This is a genomic window from Halomonas salinarum (assembly GCF_012062845.1).
Classification (GTDB): domain Bacteria; phylum Pseudomonadota; class Gammaproteobacteria; order Pseudomonadales; family Halomonadaceae; genus Onishia; species Onishia salinarum.
In genome coordinates this window covers 38,796-55,111 of the sequence record NZ_WWNB01000009.1, presented here as the reverse complement: position 1 = coordinate 55,111, position 16,316 = coordinate 38,796, and the positions used below count along the sequence as shown (strand labels likewise).

Genomic DNA, 16,316 nt, shown 5'->3' with positions numbered 1-16,316 from the left:
CTCTCAGTCCCAGGGCTCGAGCGGCAGGTCGTTGGCCTCCACCAGCCGCCCGCCGTCATCGGTCACTCTCACCGTCTGCCCCTCGGCATCGAGCACCCGCACGCGCAGTCGATGCCGGGTCTTGTCGATCTCAAGGCGACAGAAGTTGTCCTCCTGGCTGAACCCCCAGGTCCTGTAATGCACCACGGCGTCGCGCCCAGGTAATGGGAAGCCATCGAACTGTCCCGGTGCAGTTGAGTCATGGACGAAGCCGTTGGGATCACCGTCGGCAAAGGGAAAGGGCCAATAGAGTGCCGAGGAGGTGATGTCGTAGGCGCAGAGGTCGCTATCGCCCTGCCCGGCCTGGAAGCGCAGCCGGGCGATGTTGGCGCAATGCACGTCGCCGCTCAGGAACACCACGTTCTGGATGCCCTCGTCGAAGATGTGTTCGAGGATCGCTCGGCGAGTGGCCGGATAGGCCGGCCAGCTGTCGCTGCGCTCGCGCTGCTCGAGGTTCGCCTCGAAGATCTGCCTCTCAGGAGCGTCGTGAAACTCGTCGCCGAGGCGCTCGTCGATGGGGCTGGGCGCGAAGACGCTGGAGACGACCAGAAACTTGGGCACGTTGCCGTGCTCGCGCTGCTGCTCGCTCAGCCAGTCGCGCAGGCGGTCGAGCTGGCCGGGATGGGCCGAATCGATGGTCGGTCGCCCCAGCAGGTGATTGTCGTCCAGCCCCGACCGCTGGCGATAGCGCTGGGTCCGGGTGTCGACCACGAAGAACGGATAGCCGGCGCATTCAAAACGATAGTAGAGCCGACGGCCAAAGCTGCGTGGACCATGACTCCACTGGTAGCTCATATAGGCGCCAATGGCGATATTGAAGAGGTGGAGGTTGTCCCGCAGCCGGTCCTGACTCCAGTTGTCCTCGATCTCATGATCATCAAGGATCATGTAGACGGGGGACTGGCTCAGCAGGCGGCGCATATTGGGAGCACCGAAGGCCTCGTGGTAGCGCGACTGCATCTCATCGAAGGTGTCTGCCCGCCCGAGGGGCAGGTGTCGATTGAGCTTATCGGCGTAGATCTGATCTCCCATCATCAGCGTGAAGCGCGCCGCCTTGCGCCCACCCTGGCGCTGGAAATGCGCCGCCATCGGCCCGAAGATGCGATCCGCTTCCTTGACCTTCCACAGCAGGCCAGGATAGCGGCAGGAGCCGATCAAAAAGCTCAGCTCGTCTGCTGGGCCCGCAGCGGGGTCGGGGAAGGTGCGAAAGCACGCCTCGCAATCAGCCGGGTCGAGCTCTTTGAGGAGCGGCACCATGCTGGCGAGAGGCGGCAGGCGCTCGGCCAGGTCCGCGTCGGAGAGCGACGCGGCATCCGGCAGGGGGTCGTCGACGGTCAGGGTCGCCAGGCGCACCCGGTAGTCGGTATCCGGTTCGAGAGGAAAGGGGCCGGGGCCGTTATGGCCGCCGAGGGAGGACGCCTGACCGAGCACAAAGGTGCCGGTGCGATCAAACTCGCGGTGCAGGCGGAAGTAGTAGGCCCAGGGCTCACCGCTAGCCTCATCGATGAGCGGCCGGCCACGTTTGTCGACCACTGCCAGCAAGCCCAGCGTGCGCATCTCTGAGCCGAGATCCACCCCCTCGTCCCGTGTCGCGTGACCACGAATCCAGATCCGGCAACGGTCGTGGGCGGTGTGTCCAATGATGGGCCCGATCTGAGGTGAGCGTAGTCCCGACATGACAGCCCTCTTGTGCTGGCGTGATGGTCGGAGCATGGCCCCGACTTCCTGCGACGACACTTAGCAGCGTAGTACTGCCTCACCAAGTTGGCTAAGGCTACAGTACGGAGCACCCGTCATGCTTAAGCCAAGCACACCCGCCGATGCCTTGCTCACCAGATGAGTTTAGCCGGGTCCCGCTTGAGCGCCTGATGCGGCGTTTCAGCTAATTCCCCTGACGAGGCAGGGCCAAGGGTCGGCAGCATGTTAGGCTGAGCGGCGTTTCGATCAAGGATGCCGCCGCCATGAACCAGGCCGATACCCCGACCTTTTCCGTCAGCGAACTCAACCGCCGTGCCCGGCTGATGCTGGAGCGCGACTTCGGCGATTGCTGGGTCGAGGGCGAGCTTTCCGGTGTGTCGCGGCCGGCCTCGGGGCACGTCTACTTCACCCTGAAGGACGACCGAGCCCAGCTGAAGTGCGCGCTGTTTCGCAACCGCGCGCGCTTCGTGGCCACGCCACTCAAGGACGGCGACCGGGTACGCCTGCGCGGCAAGGTATCGATCTTCGAGCCCCGCGGTGATTACCAGATGATCGTCGAGGCGGTGCAGCCGTCGGGCCAGGGCGAACTGCTGGCCGCCTTCGAGCGCTTGAAGCACCAGCTCGATGCACAGGGGGTGTTCGCCAATGCACGGCCGCTGCCGAGCCCGCCGCGTCATCTCATCGTGCTGACGTCTCCCAGCGGCGCGGCGATCCGCGATGTGTTAGCGGTGCTCGCCGCACGCTGGCCGCTTTCGCGCGTCAGCGTGCTGCCGGTGCCGGTGCAGGGCAAGGAAGCCGCGCCGGCGATGATCCGTGCCCTGGCGCTTGCCAACCGCGACAGCCGCTTCGAGGCGGACCGAGACGCCATCCTGGTGACCCGCGGCGGCGGCAGCCTCGAGGACCTGTGGGCCTTCAACGACGAGCACCTGGCTCGGGCGATCTTCCATTCTCGACTGCCGGTGCTCTCGGCGGTGGGCCACGAGACCGATGTCACGCTTTCCGACTTCGCCGCCGATGGTCGCGCACCGACCCCCTCGGCAGCGGCGGAACGGCTGGTGCCCGACCAGGTGGCGCTGCGTCAGCGGCTCGATAACGCCCTGTCTCGCCTCGCTCGCGCCCAGCGCAGCCGCCTGGATGCCGACACCCAGCGCCTGGATCATCTGCGTGCTCGGCTGCGCCATCCCGGTGAGCGGCTCGCTCAGCAGCGGACGCATCTTGGCCAGCTCGAGGCTCGCCTGCGGCGCGCCATGCAGACACGGCTTGTCGAAGCCCGCACCCGTGAGCGCCACGCCACCGCCCGCCTTAATGCCTTTGATCCGCGCCAGCAGTTGCACAATGCCCGCCAGCGACTCGCGCAGGCCGACAGCCGCTTGCAGGCCAGCCTGCCCCGCCAGCTCGCGGAGAAGCGCAAGCGACTCGCATCGCTGGCGCGGGAACTGCAGGCGGTCAGCCCACTGGCGGTACTCGGGCGTGGCTATTCGATTCTTTCTGATGATGAAGGCCGGGTGATCCGGCGCAGTCAGGACACCCAGCCGGGGCAGCAGCTTACCGCCAGGCTGGGGGAAGGCAGGCTCAAGGTGGAGGTGAAGCGGCGCTTCAAGCCAGCACCCCAAGCGCCGGGAGAGGCCTAGCCCCTCAGTCTTCTTGCTTGGCCACGGCCTTGAAGCTGCTTGGCTCAAGGTCATGACGCCCCAGCAGCTTGTAGAAGTCGGTGCGGTTGCGCCCGGCGATGCGCGCCGCCTGGGTGACGTTGCCATCGGTGATCTTCAGCACCTTGATCAGATACCCCCGTTCGAACTCCGCCCGGGCATCATTGAATGACGGCAGCGCATTCTCTTCGGCAACCAACGCCTGGGAGACCATGGCCTCGGGAATGATCGGCGCGCTGGTCAGCGCCACGCACTGCTCGACCACGTTGACCAGTTGGCGGACATTGCCCGGCCAGGCCGAGGCCGCCAGCAGGTTGAGCGCCTCGGCGGAGAAGCCCTTGACGAAAGGCTTGTGGCGCGCCGCAGCCTGAGTGACCAGATGCTTGGCCAACAGCGGCACGTCTTCAGCGCGCTCCTTGAGCGGCGGCAGGCGCAGGTTGACCACGTTGAGGCGGTAGTAGAGATCCTCGCGGAAGTCGCCTTCCTGCATGGCCTGATCCAGGTCGCGGTGAGTCGCCGAGATGATGCGCACATCGACGGGAATGGAAGCCGTCGAGCCCAGCGGGCGTACCTGACGCTCCTGTAATACGCGCAGCAGTTTCACCTGCAGCGCCAGGGGCATGTCGCCGATTTCATCGAGGAACAGGCTGCCTCCCTCGGCGGCCTGGAAGAGACCTTCGTACTGGGTGATCGCGCCGGTGAAGGCGCCCTTGGCGTGGCCGAAAAGCTCGCTTTCCAACAACTGCTCGGGCAGCGCACCACAGTTGATGGCGATAAACGGCTTGCCGGACCGCGGGCTTGCGTTGTGCAGGGCGCGCGCCAGCAACTCCTTGCCCGAGCCCGAAGGGCCACTGACCAGCACACTGACATCGGCACCGGCGACCATCCGCGCCTGATCGAGGATGCGTTCCATTTGCGGGCTGCGAGTGATGATCGCCGACCGCCAGGCGTCATCGCCGTCACCGGCGGCGGGTGCCTGTAGCAGGGCCTCGTCGATGGCCGTGAACAGCTCATCGCGGTCAACGGGCTTGGTCAAGAAGCTGAACACCCCCTGGCGTGTGGCATTGACCGCCTCGGGGATCGAGCCATGGGCGGTAAGAATGATCACCGGCAGACCCGGGGCCTGACGCTGGATCTCCTGAAACAGTGCCAGGCCGTCCATCTCGTCCATGCGAAGATCCGAAAGCACCAGATCCGGGCGTTCAATCGCCAAACGATCCAGCGCCATGCGGCCACTATCAGCCGTGGTGACACGAAAGCCGCGGCTTTCCAGGCGCATGCCCAATAGCCTCAGCAGGCTGGCATCGTCATCGACCAGCAGGATATGCGCGATGGATTTTCCGCCCTTCAGGGCGCCGGTCAGTTGCGCAGCGTCTTTCACGATGATGTCCTTTCTTTATCAGACGAAGCCTGGACAGGCCCCTGCTCAGCGCGTTTCAGGGAGACTGTTGTCGCAGGTTCATGCTTTTCTCGATATCGCCCAGGGCGTCGAGCTTGTTCGTCAGCTCCTCGAGCTTGCCGGCCTGGTCGGCGTTCTCGGCGGCCAGCGCCTGACTTTTCTGGCGTTGCTCTGCCAGCCGCCCGGCCAGGGAACGGCGGCCCTCGAGTTCGTTAAGCCAGTAGCGCAGCAGCGGCTCCAGTTCTTCCGGGGCCTTGGAAATATCGGCCTTGTAAAGCTCTGAGGCCTTGTTCCATTCGCTCTCGTTCCCCCAGGCAAGCACCACGGCACGGACCAGCCGTTCGTGGGTGTCGTTGCCGTCGAGAAGGGCCAGCTGGCGGTCGCGCCACTCGCGGTCGCCACGCTGCGACTCGAGGCCGAAGGCCACCCAGGCCTCGGTCTGGCAGGTGCTGACGGTGAGGCTCGGCCACTTGCTCTGGCAATCGGCCGGCAGCTCCGAGACCGCCGGCTCATGGGAAAAGGGCTCCTCCGGCAGCCACTGGCAACCTGCCAGCAGAGAGATGGCGACCAGCCCCATCAGGGTGCGATACAGCATGGTTCATGAATTCCTTGCGTCTGCGTCTGCCGCGAGACGTGGCGGCGACGCTATTCTCGTCGTGTCTTGCTGTTGGCTATCCTGGGTATCCTGCTTGGTCAGTGACTGCCAGGGCAGTGTCAGGCGGAAACACACCGCCAGGCGCGGGTCGTCGACCAACTCGAGATGCCCCTGTTGGGCCTTGGCACAGTCGGCAGCCACCGACAGGCCTATTCCGGAGCCCTTGAGCGGCCCCTTGCGGCGGGCGTGGCCTTGATAAAAGGGATCGAAGAGCTGCTCGCGGTCTTCGGCACTGATCGCATCGCCGCTATTGGCGACCTCCAGCAGCATGACGTCGCCACGTTGCTGGACACGTAGCTCAAGCACTCCGCCATCTTCACCGTAGGCGATGGCATTGGACAGCAGATTATCGACAACCCGCCCGGTAGCGGTGCGATCGGCCTGCCAGTCGAGCGGCCGGTCGCGCCACTTGAGCTGCATGCCCTTGGCATCCAGGGCCAGCTGGTGCTTCGCCAGTAACTCCTTGATCAGCGTCGTGACATCGAAACGCTCGACGTTAATCTCGGCATGGTGCTGGAGCAAATTATAGTCGAGCAGCTGCTCGATGAGGCGCTGAAGCTCCTCTCCGCTGCCCTCGATCAAATCGAGAATCTCGTGCTGTCGCGATGTCAGCTCGCCGGCCACGCCATCGGAAAGCAGGGCGGTGCCTTCCCTGACGCTTGCCAGTGGCGTCTTGAGTTCGTGAGACATATGGCGCAGGAACTGGCGCTTCTGGGCCTCGAGCTCACTAAGCCGCGACGACAGCCAGTCCAGCCGCTCATCGAGACGCACCAGCTCAGCGGGCCCCTGTACACCCTTCGAAGGCTCGGGGTGACCAGTACTGCCAAGGCTCAGTATATGCCGTTCGAGCTGGCGAATCGGGCGAATGATCAGCCAGGTAAATAACAGCATCAACACCAGACTGGCCGAGACCAGTGCTGCGGTCTGCAACCACAGGCGGGTCTGCACGCCACCCGCCTGGGCGCGAATGCGTTCAATCCGCGCATCGATGTGCTGGTTGGTAGCCTGGCGCACGGCCTCGGTGCGCTCGGCAAAGGGCACAAAGTCATCTAGCCGGGATTTAATCTCGGGTACCGGGGCATCAAGCAGGTTCTTGAGATTATCGATGCGTTCGGCCAATGCCTTGACGTCAGGGTTGTCGGGCAACAGTAACCGCTGGCGCGCCAGCATCGCTTCGAACTCGTTGGCTCGCTGGGTATAAATCTCACGCAGGCCAGACTCCTCGAGTACCGCGTACTGGCGAGCGCTGCGCTCCATCTCTACGGCAAGCGATGACAACGCCCGGGCGCGACGTGTTTCCTCGACCGCCTGACGGGCGCTGTCATCGGCGAGCCGAGTCAATTCGGAAAGGGCCTGACCTGCCTGAAACATCAAGACACCCAGCGGCAGCATTACCACCAGAAAAGCCAGCAGCACCAGTTGTAGCAGGGAACGTGGGCGCCAACGGCGCGAGACCTGAGTGGTCATGACAAGGGTTCTTTGCAGAAGGAGTTGGGACGCTGTCATGGAGCTTACCACTGCAGGATACCAGAGTTGCCGGAAACGGCCGTGACCTTTCACGGGTCAGGGGCGTGGTCGGGTGCATGGGTCTGGCTTAGTACATGATCTTGGCTTTGATATACCGCGCCATGCTAATTAACAGGCAAAAAAAAGAGGCCGGCAGAGCCGGCCCAATACGCAGGGAACTTAAGGGTGAAACAATGTCGGGGGGCAGGCGCGTCTGGCCGGACTGTTCGACATTATTTCTGGGCCGAAGCCCCGAAGTCACACGGCAGTATCGTCACTCGCCAGAAGCTGGCCGCCGTGCTGGGGACGCATCCCCACTTCGTTCTGGTGGCAGCGCCGCTTGAGCGTCGCCGCCGAATTCAGCCCCAAAGGGCGAGGCATCCTTGCCGAGAGCATCCTTGCCCGTAGCGGTACCTTTCCATGCCTGTCGGCGGTACCCGTCTCATCGCTACATCAGTCACACATCGCGTGGAGCAGACGCGGACCGACCCGATCGGGTGGCATACACAGGGTAGTAAATGCGCCCTGTCAGGCCGGTCAGGAAACGGTTCGAGCCGTAATGAACCGAGTCCCTTGCTTGCTCACTTATTATATAGCGAGGAGCGTGCCAAAAACTTTAATACTCCATTTTTATCAATGACTTAGAAAAACCCAAAAGTGCCAAATGGGCTAATGCGCGTCACGGTATGGCAATGAAAGCCGCGACAGCCGGCGCTTTCTGTCTCCAATCGGAGACGCTGCGCCGGCCATTCATAAAAAACTGTTAAAAATCAATCTCTTACCATGTATCAGTTTGGCGACATGACCCGCATTTCTGCCACACCAGCCGATGCATGGCACTGGCTATCAGCCCAGGTGCTTGAGCAGGATCTTTGACTTGCGGGCATGGTTGTAGGCATCCCGCTTGAGGATCGGCAGAGCATCGATCTCGGCAAGCCCGAAACCCTGCTCGATAAACCAGTGAGCCGTATGGGTCGTCAGTGCGAACATCGCGGTAAGTCCCCGGCGCCGGGCACGGCGCTCGACGTCGGCCAGCAGCCGTTCGCCGCGATTGCCGCCGCGATAATCGCCATGCACCGCCACGCAGGCCAGTTCGCCCATCTGGGCGTCGGGGAACTCATGCAGGGCGGCGCAGCCGATGATCATGCCGTCACGCTCGATGACCAGGTAATCATCGATCTCGTGTTCCAGACGCTCCCGGGAGCGCGGCACCAACATGCCCCGCCTCTCAAGGGGTTCGAGCAGTTCGAGCAGGCCGCCGACGTCGCCCAGTTCGGCGTCGCGTAGCTGTTCGTAGCGATGCTGGGTAATCATGGTGCCAACACCATCGCGGGTAAACAGCTCACCAAGCAGCGCATCGTCGTCATGCCAGGACAGCAAGTGAGTACGGGCGACCCCGTGGCGGGCGGCCGCACAGGCCGCCGCCAGGTGGCGCGACAGTTCGCTGCCGGGTTCCGCCGCCTGCATCAGCGGCTCCGCCTGTGCCGGAGTCAGTTGGCGCTGCAAGGCGCCGCTTTCATCATGTAGCCCCTCGGCCTCGCCCAGCAGCACCAGCTTGTCGGCGCCAAGCGCCACTGCGGCCTGCTGAGCGACTTCGGCGGCGTCCAGATCGAAGACTTCGCCGGTACTCGAGAACCCAAGCGGCGGCAGTACCACCAGCGAGCCCTGGTCGAGCAGCGCGTCGATTGCCTCCGCACGCACCCGACGCACCTCGCCGCTGCGGGCGAAGTCGAGGCCGTTGCGCACCCCGAGAGGCTTGGCCATGACCAGGTTGCCGGAGACCGCGGTCAGTTCGATACCGTGCAGCGGCGTATTGGGCAGCCCAAGCGACAGCCGCGCCTCGAACCACAGCCGCTGCTCGGCAGCAATGCGCTCGACCCGCGCCATGATGGCATCTTCGGCTACCCAGCGGCCCTCCTCGCGACGCGGGGTAATGCCCTCCTCCGCAAGCGCCGCACTGACCTGGGGGCGAATGCCGAACACCAGCACCAGCCTGACGCCCAGGGTATGCAGCAGCGCCAGGTCCTGAATCAGCGACTCGCTATGACCTGCCGCCATCGCCTCACCTTCGATCAGCACCACGAAGGTTCGCCCACGGTGGGCGTTGATGTAAGGCGATGACTGACGAAACCAATCGACGAAGGGAAAGCGCGTATTCAAGGGCCGCACTCCGGCAGCAGGAAAGTGAAATCGGGCAGCGTGCCCACGATGTTCTGACTATAACAGAGGGCGAAAAAAGGCGGCACCGCCTGCGCGGTGCCGCCTTTTACGGAGACGCTCGAAAGCGTCGGGCGCCCCTGGCCCTGCTTACTTCATCATGCCAGCAGGCATCAGCCGAACATGCCCTTGAACATGAAGAAGAACATGATCGCCAGGAAGGCGCCGGCCGGCAGGGTGATCAGCCAGGACATGACGATGGTGCCGATCACGCGCAGGTTGAGCGCCGCCATGCCGCGCGCCAGGCCCACGCCGAGTACCGCGCCGACCAGGGTCTGCGTGGTCGAGATCGGCAGGCCGGTACCCGAGGCCAGCACCACGGTCGTCGCGGCGGCCAGGGTAGCGGCGAAGCCGCGGCTCGGCGTCAACTCGGTAATGCCGGTACCGACGGTCGCGATGACCTTGTGGCCATAGGTCACCAGGCCGACCACGATGCCGCCGCCGCCCAGTACCAGCACCCACCAGGGCACCATCGAAGCACCGTCGACGTCGCCGTGGCTGTACACCACGCTGATCACCGCGGCCAGCGGGCCGACGGCGTTGGCGACGTCGTTGGAACCATGGGCGAAGGCCATGGCACAGGCGGTGAACAGCATCAACACCGCGAAGACGCGCTCCACACCGCCGAAACCAAAGGCGTCATCCTCACTGCGGTTGCGGCTGACGCGACGCTCGAGGAGGCCCCCCAGCGCCATCACGGCCAGGCCGACAATGACCGCGTAGAACAGGCTCACGCCGAAGCTCAGATCGAGACCCACATGCTTGAGGCCCTTGGTCAGGGTCACCATGGAGACGATGAAGCCGACCAGGAAGATGTACATCGGCACATAGCGCTTGGCGGCCGCGAAGGGATCACGGTTCTCAAATATCAGATGCTGAACGGACTTGAACAGCATGAAGGCGATCGAGCCCGACATCAGCGGAGACACCACCCAGCTGGCGGCGATCTGACCGACCTTGCCCCAGCCGATGGCGTCGAGACCGAGGCCGGCCATGGCGAAGCCGACAATGGCACCGACGATGGAATGGGTGGTCGAGACCGGCCAGCCACGCATCGAGGCGATCAATAGCCAGGTACCGGCGGCCAGCAAGGATGCCAGCATGCCGTAGACCAGCAGCTGGGGGTCATCCTGCAGCAGGGTGGGGTCGATGATGCCCTTGCGGATGGTATCGGTGACCTGGCCGCCGGCGAGCCAGGCGCCCAGGAACTCGAAGATCACGGCGATGAAGATCGCCTGTTTGATGGTGATGGCCCGCGAGCCCACCGAGGTCCCCATGGCATTGGCGACGTCGTTGGCTCCGACGCCCCAGGCCATGAAGAAGCCGAAGAGACAGGCCAGAATGATGAAGATGTCGCCGTACTGCGCAATGATCGACATAAAAACTACATCCTTAGGGATGACTGTAAGTCCGCCTAGACACGCCTCGATGCGCCTATCCCTGGCGAGTGCATCACGTAGCACTCACGGTGGTCGTGGGGCGGAGAGTTCGAGGTCGTGAATCAGCGAGCGGTCAGCACCTGCAGACGGCTACCCACGCGTTCGGCACCGTCGGAAAGCTCGCCGACCCAGTCGATGATCTTGTAGAGGAACATCACATCGACCGGCGGCAGCTCGCTCTCAAGCTGGAACAGCTGGCGACGAACAGCGACCTGCTGGTCGTCGGCCTGGTGCTCAAGCACATGCAACTCACGGATCAGGTTCTGCATGACATCGGCGACGTTGCTGCCAAAGCCGGATTCGAGCAGGTCCTTGAGTTCTTCGAGCGCCTTGCGAGCTTGAGACACGGCAGCCACCGAGGTCCGCAGATAATCGCGCATCATCGGCGCCAGCGCGTCGGGGACCTGCATCTGCCGACCGAGCATGATGCCGGTGATATCGCGAGCCTTGTTGGCAATCTTGTCCTGCACGCTGATCAGGTCCAGCAGGTCAGAGCGTGAGACCGGCAGGAACATGGTGTTCGGCAGGTTGAGGCGCAGCTCGGTCTTGAGCTCATCGGCCTCGTGTTCAAGGTTGGTGATGGTGCCTCGATGACGCTCTGCCGCCTTCCAGTCACCGCTCAGGGTGGCCTCGAAGAACGCAAGCAGCTCATCGGCACACTCACTGACCTTGACGATATGCGCCAGCAGCGGCTGGAAGGGCGAGCGACCGAAGATCGCTGAGAACGGATTAGATGTCACCATAATAGGTAAGCGATTCGTGTTGGAAATGGCGGGGACATTATAGTGATGGCACCGACTGACGTCATAAAGAATTCACCAATTTGTCATAAGGATGCTTCGGTCATGAGCCAGGAAATCGAATTAACCCTCGCCCTGCCGCCGCAGAGCCCGAGCGGCTGCAGCCCCTGAAGACGACCGGCAGCGGCCAGGGCGGCCCGAGCCGCAGCGAGTGGGAATGGGAAGTGCCGGGCCCGGGGCCCGGCCTCGTGGGGCTGGCCGCTCTGCCCGCCCATACAGGCGTTGGGCGTAGGCGTGCTGGGTCGCCTGATGCCGCATTGAGCCGGCCGCAGGAGCACGGCTCGACGCCTGTGGCTTCAGGCTTTACGCCTCATCACTTTTTTCACGGCCGTACAGCTGGCGCTCGTACGCGTGCGCGGCATCGGACCAGAGGAAGCGCGCCTCGGCGGCTCGGGTTACCACCGCCTGCCATTCCTCCGGCCGCTCCGCGGCCATGGCCAGTACCTCATCAAGGCGCGCGACCAGGTTCGCGGCCTGCTCCTGCAGGCTGCCGCCACCGAACGAGAAGCCGTCGACGTTGTCCTGCACCGTATCGACCAGCCCGCCGACGCGGTGCACCAGGCAGGGCTGCCCAGCGCGCATCGCCAGCATCTGGCTGATACCGCAGGGCTCGAAGGAGCTCGGCATCAGGAAGAGGTCGCCCGCGGCGTACAGATGCTGCGACAGCGACTCCGCATAGCCCCGCAGGAACAGGAAGTTGCGCTTGTGCGCCGCGACCCGGGTGAGGAAGCGCTCCTGCTCGGCATCGCCGCTGCCCAACAGGATCAGCCGCCCGCGCCCCTCCAGGCGATCCAGCAGCTCCTCGAGCGCCGACTGGCCGCTCTCCAGCGGCTGGCGCAACAGCTGCACCTTCTGATCCGTGATGCGGCCCACCGACGTCATCAGCACACCCGGCGACGCCTGATCGGCCCACTCCGAGAGGCGGAAATGGGCAATCAGGTGGGCGCTTTCGGTCAGCGGATTGGCGCCGATCCACTCCAGCACCTGCTGCTGGCAACGCTGCAACAGTTCGCTTTCCGACAAGGGCTCCGGAGGCTCCCCGGAATAGTCGGCACCGTTGAGAATGCCGAACAGGCGATGCTCGGCACCGGCCCGCTGCAGATCCTGCTCCAGCCCCTCGCCACCGAAAAAGCCACGCCCGGGATCGCTCGGACGAACGATTTCCGTCACATAGGTCGGTGAAACCGCGTGTACCCGGTCGCAGAGATTGATCCCCACCCGCATGGCGTTGATGCATTCGGGGTAGCGGGGGTCACGCACCGCATCGGCGTCGTAGGACAGGTCCGGGTACCAGGCGACGAGCGACGAGGCGTCGCCGTCCAGCGGACGGATCCCCTGCAACGCGATATTATGGATGCTGAAGGCGAAACGGATATCGCCCAGCGCGCCGTATTCAGGGTGAAAGCGCCGCAGGAACGCCACTAGCGCCGCATGCCAGTCATGCAGGTGCACCACATCCAGCTGGCCGAAGGCGCCGTCGCGAATGCTCTGGGCGACCGCCAGGGAAAACAGCGCGAACTTGCTCGCATCCGTGGCGAACGGCCGGTCGGCCGGGTCATCGCAGTAGATCCTGCCGGCGCCGCCGGCGCCGAACAACGGGTGCTCCAGTACCCACTGGGTGACACCCTCCACCGGCGTGCGCCCGGTCACCTGGAACAGGCTGACCATCTCTTCCCGACCGCCGAAACGCACCTTGACGGCGCCCAGATGCCGGGCACCGGGCTGCCGCGAGAACAGCTGGTAGCCAGGCACCACCACCTGCACCTGATGCCCGATCCCCGCCAGCGCCGGCGGTATGTCGCGGACCACATCTCCTATGCCGCCGACCTTGCCCTTTTCGAGGGCGTCGTTCTCGGCGGCCACCATCAGTATATTCATTCGCGTCTACCGCTTATCAGGTGATGACATCGGGCGCTTCGCGGCCGGTGTACTTGCGAATGCCGGCGACCTCGTCGGCGGCGTCGATCAACCCGGCCAGCGCCACCTGCGCCGGCTGCCCCAGCAGCGCGGGGTCCACCTGATAGAGGTCATAGTAGACGCGCAGCGCGGCTCCGGAGGTGCCGGTGCCGGACAAGCGCATCACCACGCGGCCACCGTTGTTGAAGAACAGCCGCAGCCCCTGGCCGGTGCTGACGCTGTCGTCGACCGGGTCGCGGTAGCTGAAGCTGTCGGCCGACTCGACCGTCAGACCGGCGAACGTCTGGCCCGGCAGCGTATCCAGCTTTTCCTCCAGCGTAGCGATCATCCGCGTCGCCGCGTCGCTGTCGATGCCCTCGAAATCGTGTCGTGAGAAGTAATCGCGACCGAAGCGCTGCCAGTGATCGCGGACGATCTCGCTGGCCGGCTTGGCCTCCTCGGCAACGATGTTGAGCCAGAACAGCACCGCCCAGAGACCGTCCTTCTCGCGCAAGTGGTCAGAACCGGTGCCGAAGCTCTCCTCACCACAGAGCGTGATGCGCCCGGCATCCATGAGGTTGCCGAAGAACTTCCAGCCAGTCGGCGTCTCATAGCAATCGATGCCCAGCTCCCGCGCCACCCGGTCGACCGCCCGGCTGGTCGGCATGGAACGCGCCACGCCCGCCAGGCCGTCACGATACCCCGGCACCAGGTGCGCATTGGCCGCCAGTACCGCCAGACTGTCGCAGGGATTTATGTAGAAACCACTACCCATCACCATGTTGCGGTCGCCGTCACCATCGGAGGCGGCGCCGAAGTCCATCGGATCGTCGCCGTTCATCAGCGCGACCAGTTCGTGGGCGTGGACCATGTTCGGGTCCGGGTGACCGCCGCCAAAGTCCTCCTTCGGGTCGGCGTTGACCACGCTGCCCGGGCGGGCGCCGAGGCGGTTCTCGAAAATTTCCCGCGCATAGGGCCCCGTCACTGCGTGCATGGCGTCGAAGCAGAGTCTGAACTTGGGGTTGCGTACCAGCGCCGACATCTTCGGGAAGTCGAACAGGGCTTCCATCTGGTCGGCGTAGTCGGCGACCGGGTCGATCACCTCGATCACCGCCCCTTCCAGCCGGCTCTCGCCGAGCCGGTCGAGATCGACGTCCAGCGACTCCAGCGTCAGGTAGTGGTCGATCTCCTTGGACGCCTGCCAGATCGCATCGGTGACCCCTTCGGTCGCAGGCCCGCCGTTGTCACCGTTGAACTTGATGCCGAAGTCCTCGTCGGGACCGCCAGGGTTGTGGCTGGCGGACAGGACGATTCCGCCGCGGGTAGCGTACTTGCGGATCACGCAGGACGCCGCCGGCGTTGACAGCAGGCCGCCCTGGCCGACGATCAGCCGGGTGAAGCCGTTGGCGACCGCCATGCGGAGGATGGTCTGGATCGCCACCCGGTTGTAATAGCGGCCGTCACCGCCAATGACCAATGCCTGCCCGCTGCAGTCGCCGAGGGTATTGAAGATCGACTGCACGAAGTTCTCCAAGTACCCGGGCGTCTCGAACACCCGAACCTTCTTGCGCAGCCCCGACGTACCGGGTTTCTGTCCCTCGAAGGGCTGGCTTTCCACTCTTAGTACATTCATGCATTCCGCTCCTGGAACGACCTCGGTCAGGAAAAGTAGCCTTCGCCCTGGCCCAGCATGGCGCGTGTCACCAGCACCACGCCCTTGTCCGTGACCCTGAACCCGTTTTTCCGGTCCTGCTCGTTGTCATGGCCGATCACCATGCCGTCGGGTATCTGGCAGGCCCGGTCGGCGATGACATTGCGCAGCCGACATCCTCTCCCGACCTCCACGCTCGGCAGAATGACCGACCTCTCGACGACAGACTGGGAATGTACATGAACCTGGCTGAAAAGTACCGAGCAGCGCACCTCGGCGCCGGTGACGATGCAGCCGCCCGAGACCATGGATTCCAGCGCCATGCCGCGGCGCCCCTCGCTGTCGCAGACGAACTTCGCCGGCGGCAGCTGCTCCTGATAGGTCAACAGCGGCCAGCCGGGATCGTACATGTCGAGCGGCGCCTGGGCGTCGAGCATCTCCATGTTCGACTCCCAGAAGGCGTTCAGCGTGCCGACATCGCGCCAGTAGGCGCGCCCACCGGTCTCGGGGTCGCGGAACGGGTAGGCGTAGACCTTGTGGCTGTCGATGATCGACGGAATGATATCGTTGCCGAAGTCGTGCGACGAATCGGGATTCTGCGCGTCCTTGAGCAGCTGCTCGAGGAGGAACTCGGTGTTGAAGATGTAGTTGCCCATGGACGCCAGCGTCAGATCGTCGTTGCCAGGAATCGGCGACGGCTGCTCCGGCTTTTCCTCGAACCCGACCACGCGCTTGTCGGCGTCGACCTTCATCACGCCAAAACTGCGGGCGGCTTCCTCGACCGGCACCTCCAGGCAGGACACGGTCATCTCCGCACCGTTCTTGACGTGCTCGGCCAGCATCGGACCGTAGTCCATCTTGTAGACATGATCGCCCGACAGCACCAGCACGTATTTGGGGTTCATGGCGCGGATAATGTCCAGGTTCTGGTAGATAGCATCCGCAGTGCCCTGGTACCAGTCTTCCGAGTAGCGCTGCGAAGCGGGCAGGATCTCAACGGACTCGCCCAGTTCGCTCTTGAAGTGACTCCAGCCCCGCCCCAGGTGCCGAACCAGGGAGTGTGCCTTGTACTGGGTCAGCACGCCGATGCGGCGGATGCCGGAATTGACGCAGTTCGACAGCGGGAAGTCGATGATGCGGTATTTGCCGCCGAAATAGAGCGCCGGCTTGGCGCGCCAGCTTGTCAGCTCATACAGCCGAGACCCCCGCCCACCGGCGAGAATCAGGGCGAAGGTATCCCGGGTCGGAAGACTTGCGTAACGCAAATTATCATCAGCCATGGCCATTCTCTCTCGATGTTGTTGTTCTGATCGGGATCAGTTGCGAGTTTGGCCCGTATCGCACGCGAAAACGGGCCGATGCGGCAA

At 64.1% G+C, this 16,316-nt stretch carries 12 protein-coding genes; 1 reads left to right on the top strand and 11 read right to left on the bottom strand.

Going from position 1 to position 16,316, the window contains the following annotated elements; all coding sequences use genetic code 11:
• Window positions 1–3: 3 nt before the first annotated feature.
• Window positions 4–1,716: an alkaline phosphatase D family protein gene (locus tag HF027_RS08345; RefSeq protein WP_168014662.1), complete on the bottom strand. Its 1,713-nt coding sequence runs from the start codon at window positions 1,714–1,716 to the stop codon at window positions 4–6.
• Window positions 1,717–2,000: 284 nt separating this feature from the next.
• Here HF027_RS08345 and xseA point away from each other — a divergent pair, with 284 nt between their 5' ends.
• Window positions 2,001–3,368 (top strand): exodeoxyribonuclease VII large subunit, encoded by a 1,368-nt coding sequence (xseA, locus tag HF027_RS08340; RefSeq protein ID WP_168014660.1) that lies wholly within the window; start codon window positions 2,001–2,003, stop codon window positions 3,366–3,368.
• 4 nt (window positions 3,369–3,372) lie between these two features.
• Here the strand turns inward: xseA and glrR are convergent, their stop codons facing one another.
• From glrR to glgC, 10 genes are all read right to left on the bottom strand, one after another.
• Entirely contained in the window at window positions 3,373–4,767 is a 1,395-nt protein-coding gene (gene glrR, locus HF027_RS08335; protein WP_280730178.1) for a two-component system response regulator GlrR, read from the bottom strand.
• Window positions 4,768–4,822: 55 nt separating this feature from the next.
• Entirely contained in the window at window positions 4,823–5,380 is a 558-nt protein-coding gene (locus HF027_RS08330; protein WP_168014658.1) for a hypothetical protein, read from the bottom strand.
• A gap of 3 nt (window positions 5,381–5,383) precedes the next feature.
• Window positions 5,384–6,907 (bottom strand): sensor histidine kinase, encoded by a 1,524-nt coding sequence (locus HF027_RS08325; protein ID WP_168014656.1) that lies wholly within the window; start codon window positions 6,905–6,907, stop codon window positions 5,384–5,386.
• 297 nt (window positions 6,908–7,204) lie between these two features.
• Window positions 7,205–7,327, bottom strand: coding sequence for a hypothetical protein (locus tag HF027_RS15765; RefSeq protein ID WP_280730177.1), 123 nt, complete (start codon window positions 7,325–7,327; stop codon window positions 7,205–7,207).
• Between the two features lie 465 nt (window positions 7,328–7,792).
• Window positions 7,793–9,106, bottom strand: a complete 1,314-nt coding sequence (gene argA, locus HF027_RS08320; protein ID WP_168014654.1) for an amino-acid N-acetyltransferase — start codon at window positions 9,104–9,106, stop codon at window positions 7,793–7,795.
• Window positions 9,107–9,276: 170 nt separating this feature from the next.
• Entirely contained in the window at window positions 9,277–10,542 is a 1,266-nt protein-coding gene (locus HF027_RS08315; protein ID WP_168014652.1) for an inorganic phosphate transporter, read from the bottom strand.
• A 122-nt stretch (window positions 10,543–10,664) separates the two neighbouring features.
• Window positions 10,665–11,345, bottom strand: coding sequence for a TIGR00153 family protein (locus HF027_RS08310; RefSeq protein ID WP_168014650.1), 681 nt, complete (start codon window positions 11,343–11,345; stop codon window positions 10,665–10,667).
• Window positions 11,346–11,705: 360 nt separating this feature from the next.
• On the bottom strand, window positions 11,706–13,280 hold the full coding sequence (locus HF027_RS08305) for a glycogen synthase (protein WP_168014648.1): 1,575 nt from the start codon (window positions 13,278–13,280) through the stop codon (window positions 11,706–11,708).
• Window positions 13,281–13,296: 16 nt separating this feature from the next.
• Window positions 13,297–14,931 carry an alpha-D-glucose phosphate-specific phosphoglucomutase gene (locus HF027_RS08300; RefSeq protein WP_168014646.1) on the bottom strand — a complete coding sequence of 545 codons (1,635 nt, stop codon included), beginning with the start codon at window positions 14,929–14,931 and terminating at the stop codon, window positions 13,297–13,299.
• Between the two features lie 26 nt (window positions 14,932–14,957).
• A complete protein-coding gene (gene glgC / locus HF027_RS08295; protein ID WP_168014644.1) occupies window positions 14,958–16,229 on the bottom strand; it encodes a glucose-1-phosphate adenylyltransferase in 1,272 nt (423 codons plus the stop codon).
• Between the last annotated feature and the right edge of the window lie 87 nt (window positions 16,230–16,316).